Origin of the sequence: Rhodococcus olei (assembly GCF_039540555.1) — a bacterium.
Lineage (GTDB): Bacteria > Actinomycetota > Actinomycetes > Mycobacteriales > Mycobacteriaceae > Rhodococcus_G > Rhodococcus_G olei.
Genome location: NZ_BAABFB010000002.1, coordinates 1 through 9,647 on the forward strand (window position 1 = coordinate 1; position 9,647 = coordinate 9,647).

9 protein-coding genes and 2 pseudogenes are annotated in these 9,647 nt (G+C 68.1%); 4 read left to right on the top strand and 7 right to left on the bottom strand.

Translation table 11 applies throughout. The features are described from left to right. The 4 genes and pseudogenes from ABD951_RS00145 to ABD951_RS00160 all read right to left on the bottom strand — a co-directional run. Positions 1–296 (bottom strand): annotated as a pseudogene (locus tag ABD951_RS00145) (transposase); the annotation flags it as partial. 99 nt (positions 297–395) lie between these two features. Next, positions 396–1,622, bottom strand: a complete 1,227-nt coding sequence (locus ABD951_RS00150) for an IS110 family RNA-guided transposase (RefSeq protein WP_345340838.1) — start codon at positions 1,620–1,622, stop codon at positions 396–398. 223 nt (positions 1,623–1,845) lie between these two features. Beyond that, positions 1,846–2,636 (bottom strand): annotated as a pseudogene (locus ABD951_RS00155) (IS256 family transposase); the annotation flags it as partial. A gap of 11 nt (positions 2,637–2,647) precedes the next feature. After that, complete coding sequence (locus ABD951_RS00160) at positions 2,648–3,811, bottom strand: IS110 family transposase (RefSeq protein ID WP_345340840.1); 1,164 nt, start codon at positions 3,809–3,811, stop codon at positions 2,648–2,650. Between the two features lie 908 nt (positions 3,812–4,719). Here ABD951_RS00160 and ABD951_RS00165 point away from each other — a divergent pair. Continuing rightward, a complete protein-coding gene (locus ABD951_RS00165; protein WP_345340842.1) occupies positions 4,720–5,094 on the top strand; it encodes an SHOCT domain-containing protein in 375 nt (124 codons plus the stop codon). An 881-nt stretch (positions 5,095–5,975) separates the two neighbouring features. Here the strand turns inward: ABD951_RS00165 and ABD951_RS00170 are convergent. Then, positions 5,976–6,422: a ribbon-helix-helix domain-containing protein gene (locus tag ABD951_RS00170; protein ID WP_345340844.1), complete on the bottom strand. Its 447-nt coding sequence runs from the start codon at positions 6,420–6,422 to the stop codon at positions 5,976–5,978. 237 nt (positions 6,423–6,659) lie between these two features. On the opposite strand from ABD951_RS00170, the gene mihF reads away from it, so the two are divergent. Then, positions 6,660–6,971, top strand: a complete 312-nt coding sequence (gene mihF / locus ABD951_RS00175; protein WP_345340852.1) for an integration host factor, actinobacterial type — start codon at positions 6,660–6,662, stop codon at positions 6,969–6,971. Positions 6,972–7,481: 510 nt separating this feature from the next. Then, entirely contained in the window at positions 7,482–7,685 is a 204-nt protein-coding gene (locus ABD951_RS00180; protein ID WP_345340846.1) for a cold-shock protein, read from the top strand. A gap of 257 nt (positions 7,686–7,942) precedes the next feature. On the opposite strand, the gene ABD951_RS00185 is transcribed toward ABD951_RS00180, so the two are convergent. After that, on the bottom strand, positions 7,943–8,428 hold the full coding sequence (locus ABD951_RS00185; protein ID WP_345340848.1) for a hypothetical protein: 486 nt from the start codon (positions 8,426–8,428) through the stop codon (positions 7,943–7,945). On the opposite strand from ABD951_RS00185, the gene ABD951_RS28590 reads away from it, so the two are divergent. After that, positions 8,369–8,593 (top strand): helicase associated domain-containing protein, encoded by a 225-nt coding sequence (locus ABD951_RS28590; RefSeq protein WP_425569743.1) that lies wholly within the window; start codon positions 8,369–8,371, stop codon positions 8,591–8,593. The genes ABD951_RS00185 and ABD951_RS28590 overlap by 60 nt on opposite strands. 695 nt (positions 8,594–9,288) lie before the next feature. On the opposite strand, the gene ABD951_RS00190 is transcribed toward ABD951_RS28590, so the two are convergent. Then, positions 9,289–9,453: a type II toxin -antitoxin system TacA 1-like antitoxin gene (locus ABD951_RS00190; protein ID WP_345340850.1), complete on the bottom strand. Its 165-nt coding sequence runs from the start codon at positions 9,451–9,453 to the stop codon at positions 9,289–9,291. Positions 9,454–9,647: the final 194 nt, after the last annotated feature.

The following is a 9,647-nucleotide window of genomic DNA, read 5'->3' on the forward strand; positions in this document are numbered from 1 at the left end:
TCTCGGTCGTGGTCGTGTCGCCTGAGGGCCGGTTAACCGATAGGGGATTGTTGGACCAGATCTGCCGCCCGATCTGCTTCGGAAACGCGGTGAAGGCGAGCAGATCCACCCTGGCTGCATCGAGGTGATCGGCGACCCGCGGGAGCTTCGTCGAGGGCGTCGATCACCCGATCATATTGAGCATGAACGGAATCGGCGTCCGGCTGGTCGTAGACCGAGTGCAGGAGCGCTCGCACCCAGGGCCACGAGTTCTTCGGTGTCAGGGACATGAGATTGGTCGAGTAGTGCGTTCGGCAGACTCCCACTGTCAACCTCTGAGGATTCCTGGTGTTGGTGTGGGGGCATGGGTCGGGGCCGCGCGTCCGGACGGGTGGCGGCTGGGTCTGATGTGGGTGTTAGCTTGCGGTGGTGGTCAGCGCTGCGGCCGCGTTGTGAAGCGCCGGGTCGTAGGTGGTGTAATCGGTCCAGCAGCGCCAGAGAACGCGCATCCAGCGAGCCCCTATTCCGCGCAACGCCCGGTGATAGCGCTGGCCGCGTTGGGTTCGTGCCTGCTCAAACGCGGCCGCGGCCCACGGTGAGGTCTTCATCGAGTTGAACGCCCACCACATCGCCGCCTCCCTCAGATGGGTGTTCGCGGCATAGCGGAACCGGACGCTGCATGACCGGCCGGACGATCGGGTCACCGGCGCGAGTCCAGATTCTGCGAGAAGCGCTGCTGCCGATGGGTATCGGCGGCGGTCTTCGCCGATCTCGGCGAGCAGGACCGAGGTCAGGGTCGGGCCGACGCCGGGGAAGCTGGCGAAGATCATGGCGTCCGGATGCTCGGCGGCCGCGGCGGCGATCGCAGCGTCGTATTCGGCGAGCTGGGTGTTGAGCAGCTGCAGCAGCCGTGCGAAGGTCTGCGCCGAGAACGCCTTGCCCGCGGTGGTTCCCGCCGACGCGCTCAGCAGATTGGCACGCATCCTGTCGGCAAGTATTTGGGGCTGTGTCCGGCCGGTGTAATGGTGCCGGGTCAGGAAGCCACTCATGCGAGTGGTCTTGACCCGGGCCGCGGTGGCCGGGGTCGGGTAGTCGAGGATGAAGGACAGGGTGATCTGCCGGTCCACCGAGGAGAACAAGCGTACTGGGGCCGGATGGTAGGCCTCGAGGATCATGCGCAGCTGCGACTCGACGGCCTGTTGGGTTTCGAGGAGTCGGTCACGATCACGGGTGAGCGCCCTGATCTCGGCGAGCAGTGGAGAGGGCACTGGGAGTTCGTGCCAGTAGGTGCGTTCGTGGCGGAGGGTGTCGGCGAGCACGAACGCGTCGAATCGGTCGTCCTTGACGGCGGCGACCTTGTAGCGTTCGCGGGCCCGGGCGGCGATGCGCGGCGAGACCGGGAAGACGGCGTGCCCAACGGACTGGAGGTGTTCGACGAGGAGCCCTTCCGACCGTTCGATGGCGATCGGAAGCCTCGTTCCGTGGCGGCGCAGTTCGGTGTCGAGCGCTGCCAGACCGTCCGTGTCGTGGGTAAACCTTCGTGAGATCACCTGTGAGCCTGCATGGTCGACGATGCAGAGTTGATGATGGCTGCCGCCCCAGTCGATGCCGGCGAAGGCCGGCCAGTTCTCCTGTTGTGCCACTGCATACTCCCCTCAACGGGTTCTGCTTCCGGTCCGCGGCTGGTCTCTCCGGACGCTCATCCAGGTGCTCGAGGCACGACTCCCACTGGCCGGTCGAGACCCGCCACCGCCGGGAGGGACGGGTCTGCCGCTGGACCTTTGCCGGTCACGCTGCCAAGGTCCTCACCCGACGGTGGAAGGAAACCGGCGGGACGATCCCGCCACCATTGATGTTGACGGATGAGCGTTGCCACGATGCCCCGGGCAGGGTGGCGCCGATCGCCGACACGAGGCCGGCGTGGGCGTCGGAGGTCACCAACCGCACCCCGGACAGACCTCGGGCGAGGAGCGACCGGAAGAACGCCAGCCAGCCGGCGCCGTCCTCGGCGGAGGTCACGTCCAGGCCCAGGATCTCCCGGTAGCCCTCGGCGTTCACGCCGACCGCCACGAGTGCGTGCACGTTCACCACCCGACCGTTCTCACGGACCTTCAACACCAAGGCGTCAGCGGCGACGAAGGTGTACGGTCCGGCATCCAATGGTCGGCCGCGGAACGCCTCGACCTGGGCGTCGAGGTCCTTGGCCATGACGCTGACCTGGGATTTCGACAGTGAGGTGATGCCGAGGGAATCGACGAGTTTCTCCATCCGTCGGGTCGAGACGCCGAGCAGGTACGCCCCCAAGCACTTCGTGCAGGGAGGGACCCCCGGTGGCCACCACCGAGGTCAGGGCACGCTCGGCGCGTTTGCGGCGCTGCAGCAACCAATCCGGGAAATACGAACCCTGACGCAGCTTGGGGATCGCGACGTCGAGAGTGCCGGCGCGGGTGTCGAAGTCGCGATGCCGGTACCCGTTGCGGCTGTTGACACGTGCCTGAAGAGCGTTCACCGAAACCGGCACCGCACACGCTGTCGGCTTCGGCGCCCATCAGCGCGTCGATGAACGTGGACAACAGGCTGCGCAGCAGATCGGAGCTGGCGTCGGTGAGCCGATCGGTCAGGAACTGGTGCAGGTCGATATCGTGGGCAGTGGTCATCGCGTGGTCCTTCATCGAGTCGACTTGGTAGGTCTCTCGAAGGACGCTTCTATGTTTGTCAATGAGCGACAGTGGCGTTCAGGGTGCGAGAGTTCGCGGGCGGTGTAGCGCTTGAGTGAGCGTCGGATCTCTGGGTCGGATTTGCCCCGTGCGCGGCTTGTGGCGATGTAGGCATGGGTGCGTGGGCACATCCGCCAGCGGGTGAGCACGATGTCGTGCAATGCCCGGTTGAGCTGGCGGTCACCACCGCGGCCCGGGCGGTGCCGGTGGGTGCGGCCGCTGCTGGCCGGCACGGGGCTTACTCCGGCGAGCGTCGCGAACGCTGCCTCGTGCCGGCACCGGCCGTGATGTGACCAGGACACGATCAGCTGGCCACCACTGACGGGGCCGACACCGAGCTTGTCCTGGAGTCCGGGCGCGAACACCGCGACGAGTTCGGACAATTGTTGTTTGTTGTCGGCGAGGGCGCGGGCGCCGTCACGGATCGCCAACGCAAGCCCGCGTGCTTCGGCTCGACGCACCTGCACCTCGGTCGACTCGCCCGAACGGCCGCGGCGGCGGGCGATGGACCCGAGGTTGTGCTCGGTCATAGTGACCCGGGCGAGCAGGCGATCATCGTCGTCTCCGGTGAGCAGCAGGGCCCGCAGCCGGTTGATCTGCGCGGTCCGTGCGACAGTCATGTCGTGCCGCGCGCCAAGCAGGATTCGGATCGCTTCGCGTTCACCGTCCTTGCGCGGCAGTGCCTTTCGGCTATCATCCATCCGCAGCACCTGAAGCGCGGCAAGATGTGCGTCGATGGGGTCGGACTTGCCGCGGCGCCGTGTTTGTCGACGAGGGCACTCGACCTCGACGACCAGGATCCCAGCGCCGCTGAGCGTGCGGGCGAGCCCGACTCCGTAACTGCGGGTGCCCTCGAGCCCGACCACAATCCGAGGTCCGGGCGCGTGTTCGGTGATCCAGGCGAGGACGTCGGCGAACCCGGAAGCGTTGTTGGCGATCGACAGTGTCGCGATCGTCGCACCATTCGGCGCGGTCATTTCCAGTGCGTGGGTGTCGCGGTGGGTGTCGCCACCGATGACAGCATCCACGGTCTCTGCCACCATGACCATGGGCCTTGCGCTCCCCAGTGCACGGGTCAGGGCGGCACCGGCCCGAGAGGAGCCACCCGGCGGCATATCTGTGACGGGTCACGTGCCTTCCGGCTCGGACAGGCTTCTGATCAGGCCAGCAGGTGGAGCGGGCCGGTGCCGACGCCCGGAACGACCGGTCCTTCGCATGGCACACCGATCGGCGGCCAAATCACGCGTGAGTCAGTTCCAGGCATCGGCACCGATCCTGACAGCGATTCCATCGAGAAACCGCTGCGACACACACTCACAAATCACGCGATGACCGCCTGCTTTCCGGCTACGACACGCCGGTGACGTCCTGATCCGGTTCGTACACCATCGTCATGGACGCAACCCGCTGTCCGGGTGCGTTCCGTTGATCCGGAGTCGGACGTTGGTTCCACCGGGGTTCGGGTGGCGAACCCCCCCCGTCACTGCTCGACAATGTCAGGGGCAGGCCGAGGCCGCCGTGCGCGTTGACCGGCCACCGAGAGAGGGGTGGCCGGTCAACGACCTCCACGGAGGAGAGCCGCCGCCGGGTCGTCGCGCCGGAGAGTCGGCAGCTCGCGATCCGGCAGTCCGAAATTGCCGCCTCTGCCGGGCTATTCGTCGCAATCTCCGCCACCGGCCGCACGGCGACGGATCGTCACAGCGCGGCGCGCCGCGGCCGTCGCACCGGTCAGTGCTCGTCCGCCCGGAGCGGGAGGGGCACCGCAAGCGCTCGCCGTGCGTTGTGGCCTTGCTCCCAATGCCCGGCCGCCTTTCCGACGATCCTGCTGGCGGCGCTGCGAGGACGATGTCGGTGGTGACGGCGCTCGCTGAAGTTCGAGGTGACCGTGACGCGCCGGCGGCGGAGACGACACCGCGGCGGGGGAAGGTCCCGCAGTTACCGGGCGCTTCCGAGTTGGGAGGCGGATCCGTCGCGGATCTGCGATCCTCGGGTCGACAACCGAATCCGCGAGATCGGAGCCGCCATGTCTTTCTGGGACATCATCTGGTTCATCATCGTCTCCTTCGCGTTCATCGCTTACCTGATGCTGCTCTTCTTGATCCTCACCGACCTGTTCCGGAACGAGAAGGCCTCGGGTTGGGTCAAGGCGATCTGGGTGGTCTTCCTGATCTTCCTGCCGTTCCTCACCGCGCTGGTCTATCTGATCGTCAACGGCAGCGCGATGACCAGCCGTTCCGTCCGAGCCGCGCAGCGGGCAAAGGACATGCAGGACGCCTACTTTCGTGAGGTCGCCGGCAGGTCCGCGACCGCCCAGATCGCCGACGCGAAGGCACTGCTGGACACCGGCGCCATCACCGAGGCCGAATTCCAGGCACTCAAGGACAAAGCCCTCCGCTGACCCACCCGGACAGACTCACCGCCCGGGCCACAGCCGGACGTGGCTCGCATCCGGCGCTGCGGCCGCGGCATGGGGTCGCAGCAGTTCATGGTCGGGATGTCGGTCGCGACGGGGGCGGGAGCGGGGGTGCTGGAGAACGCGCAAGGGCCCTGGAATTCGTGGTGAGGGGAGGGAATTCCAGGGCCTTTTGTTGCTCGTCCGCGGGTCGCGGCCCGAGGGGTGAGAACCAGGGGGGCGTTCTCACCCGAAAGACATTAGTTGAATCGTGGATTCAACGCCGACGAGGGGTGGGTGCACCTTGCATTGCCGGATCGGCCGGGCCTCGCCGGATCGACCGGGCCTCGCGAGGCGGCCCCGACGTATCGGGGCGCCGTGCTCGCCCTGGTGGTCGGGGGGTGGAGTTCGACACCCGCGATCGCGATCGCCGGTGCCACCCGGCCCGGGTGGCAGCGCCCGGCTGTGTTGGGGACGTGGGCGGCGCCTCAAACCAGCGGCGGGCGGGGACGGCGGCGTGTGCCGTTCCGCCGCAAGGGGCGACCACGACGCGGGACCGGGGTAGTGCGCGATGGTGTCGGCGCGGCTACCTGCAGCGGCACGGCAGCGGCGGCGTGTTCGTAGTCGAGGCGGGTGGAGAACTTCGCGATCTCGTACGGGTTGACGTACACGACCAGGGCGTTGTTCTGCGCCTTGAATCCCGGGTTCTGTTGGGGCCTGGTTGAGTGCGATGCCGGTGCCTTCGCCGGAGGACGACTCGCGATCTGGTAGCCCGGCCCGGAACCAACCTCTCAGGCGAAACAACATAATTCCGGCTATCGGCCGGTGGGGCTGGCCTGACTCGTCGTCTGCTGGGCGCACCCCGGGATGTCTGGTCGATCGGGGGTTCAGGCGTCGTCGATGCGGGCGGCGAGTCGGCGCAGTCGTTCGGCTTCGCCGGCGAGGTGGTCGATCGCGTCCCGCAGTGACGTGCCGCGTTCGGTGGTCAGCCCCGCCAGGATCCAGCCGCGGATCAGGGCGCTGACCGGCACGTCGGCGTCGTCGGCGAGGCGCTCGATGGCGGCGAAGTCCTCTTCGCGGAGCCGCACGGACTGCACGACGGTTCGACTGCGCCTCTCGCCTCTCGCCGTGTCCGGCGGGGCCGAGTCGCGGGCGGCTTCGGGCTCCGCGTGCACCGTGCGCACCTCGTGTTCGGCCATGCTCGCCGTCCCCTTTCGTGGCGTCGCCGGTCCGAGCCGGTCGACTTCCCTTCCGTTGGCGTCGGGGAAGCCCTCGTCGCCGCGGTGGACGAGGATCCCGCCGGGACACCGGCGGCGGTGGGGGTGTCCGATCACCCGGACCCACCTGATGGCGTGCCCGCCGTGTGGTCCGCCCGGAGCGACCCGGCGACCGAATTCGTGACTACAAATCTACGACAACAACCGCGTGTCCAGGCCTCGGGTCGGGGGTGTGTCTCGCCCCTCGGGGGTGTTCGGGTGGGGGACACGCCGGGCGAACGTCGCTGTGATGGCAGGCTCTCGGGTCTTACCGTGGGTGGTCGGCTGGTAGTCGTGAGAGAGAAGAGCATCATCATGGCGTTGCCCACATTGACCCCGGAGCAGCGTGCTGCCGCGTTGGAGAAGGCCGCCGCCGCCCGCCGCGCCCGCTCCGAGTTGCGTGCGAGCCTGAAGTCCGGGGAGCTCACCTTTGCGGACCTGCTCGCCCGGGCGGACGAGGATCCGGTGGTGGGGAAGACGAAGGTTCTCTATGTCCTCGAGTCGTTGGCGGGGGTTGGGAAGATCAAGGCCGGGGAGATCGCGGGGGAGGTCGGTATTCCGCTGACCCGGCGGCTGGCGGGGTTGGGGTGGCGGCAGCGTGAGGAGTTGCTCGCCCGTCTGGCCTGACCGGTCTGGACGGGCCGGGAAGGCATGGGTCCGGAGGGGCGGGGGAACGCCTGCGGCGAAAGATCGGGGGTGTGCGGGTTCTTCCGCCGCCGCGGGTGCGTGGCGGCTCGCGCGACCATCGGTCGTCGACCACAACCGCCACGCCGGCGATGCACGGGCCGGCACTTCGTGGGCCGGTGCACCGGATATTCGCCTTCCGGGGGCAGGAGGCGGTGGGTGAGGTCGTCGAGTCGGTGCCGTGGTTCGGGCAGCGGGATCGATCGGGTGCCGCGAATGTGACCGGCGCGTATGGGGACCGGACCGGTGCCCGTTCCACCGCCCGTGGTGCTCGCCGCTGCGGGCCCGCCTCTGGGCCACCCCCGGGGCCGGCGTCCGCGCCGGGGGAGAGGGTGCGGGGTCGTCCTCCGGGGCGTCGGGGTGAACCGTCGTGTCGGAGCGCACGGTGGCATGATCGAGGGTGGGCCGGTCCGTCATGGTGGGCCGGCGCATCGAGGCAGGGGAGTTCTCGGTATGGCGCAGGGCAGCGTGAAATGGTTCAACGAGGACAAGGGATTCGGGTTCATCGCCCAGGACGGTGGCGGACCGGACGTGTTCGTGCACTACTCGGAGATCGCCGGCGGTGGCTTCAAGTCCCTCGAGGAGGGGCAGCGGGTGCAGTTCGAGATCGGTCAGGGCCAGAAGGGTCCCCAGGCCCAGAACGTGCGCCCGCTCTGACCCCGCACCGGGTCGCATCTCGGCGACGGGGCGGCCCGGGGCGCCGACCTCGGGTCTGACGCGGAACAGGTTCCGCGACATGCGTGATCGCGCGCATATTCTTCCGGGGTCGGGTCGATGGCCCTTCTCGGCGATTCGTGGTGGCCGTCGCCCGGGATCGGGGTTGGCCTGGTCGTGACGCGTTGGTGTCGCGACCGGGGATGCTCCGCACTTCCACGTGGGCAGCCGGATCCCGAAACCGTGGGTGAGCAGCGTCCCTACCGCACCGTGGGCTCGGGGACGCGGACGATGGGCAATGTTCGACCTCGCTGCACGCCACCGTCCACCCTCAACGAGCCCCGAACGCTGTGCAGCGCCGAGATCCGAATCGAGATCGTCGACGGTTCACCGGTCATACTGAGCTGATGCGAGCTTCCGCCGTCGCCGCCGGTTGCAGCACGCGAGCGATGCACGGCCAGCCGCTGTCCGTGGTGGTCGGGCTCTACGCCGAGCACGCGCGACGTGCCGCCGTCACCAGCGATTTCGTCACCGATGACGGTTTCCGGCTCGGTCGGTGGGCCGACCGTCAGCGGATCGCGCGGGCCGTGCGGACACTGCCCCCTTGCCGCGAGGTCGAGTTGGATGCTGTCGGATTCGATTGGCGGGTCGATCCGGTACCGAGGTCGGACGTCACACGTCTGCGGATGCTGACCGAGCTCGCCGCATTCCGTGAAACCCGCGGCACTGCCGAGGTCCCGGTCCATTACACGACGGACGACGGGGTGCGGCTCGGGGAGTGGTTGTATCGACAGGTCAAGAGGTGGCGCACCGGTGTGCTTCCCGAGGATGAACGGGCCGTCCTCGAACTGTTCGGGGTGTCGCCACGACCGCGGCGGAGAGGACCGCGCCGCGAGGTGCCGCGCACCTGAATCCCCGCGCCCCACCGAGCGTCCCGTTCGCGAATTGTCCTGATCGCGATCGAGGTGAGCACTTGGTGGATCGGATTCACGGCGGCGGCCTCCGCGAATCCCCCAGCCGCCCCGGTGCGTCCGGAGACCCACTGGTGTGAGAACTCGGCGACGAGCTGAGCCCTGTGGCGACGTGGTGGAGGGCTTGTACTCCGCTTGCGGCACTTACCGGGCGCTTCCGGGTTGGGAGACGGATCCGTCGCGGATCTGCGATCCTCAGGTCGACAACCGAATCCGCGAGATAGCTCATGCCGATCACCTCGCCCCGTCATTCGACTCTCGTCAAAACGACGCCGTTGTTGTTGACTGCCTGCGTGTCCGGCGGAACGACGAAATACACCTGCCCACCACCCTCCGGCGCGTACTGGGTGGACGATGCGATCGGCTTCTCGCACCACCGGTCCGTGCAGGCCTGAACCCACCGCAGCGAAGTGACCGGCCCGGTCCCTGCGGTGACGGCATACCGGCCGGGAGCGATGTTCTCCGGCACCGCCCACACCCCCGTGGAGTGTACGGGTCGACGGCGGGTTTGCCGCTCTGGTCGCCCTGCCTCTGGACCCACGAATCGGGCGTCGAGGCTGTCTCTGACGGGCCATCCGATCATGTCAGTACCCCCAAGGTGGTTGCGGCCGTCAGGGCCGCGATGCGGGCGATCATCATTTCTTCGCCTCCTCCATCGGATCCCCTGCACGCCGGACAGCGCTCACGAGAATGAATTCTTCAACGGTGGTGCCGCACAGCTTGGCGGCTTCCTCAACCTTCTGCAGCTCGTCGCGGTAGAACTCAACCTTGATAGTGGCCTTGTCGGGTGGCCGACTCACCGACCGGACCGCCTCTGCGTCGCAACCCCTTCGCTGAGTAGGCGCTCGGGGCACCGCGGCGGAGTTGCTCCGCTCCGTTTCCCAGCCCCCTCGCCGAACCCGCCGTGCGCCTCTCGCCGTCGACCCGGTGCGTCGGCGTTGTAGCCGGCGACGAACGGGTGTCGGTGCACTAACGGGCCGGCCTCGCGATCACC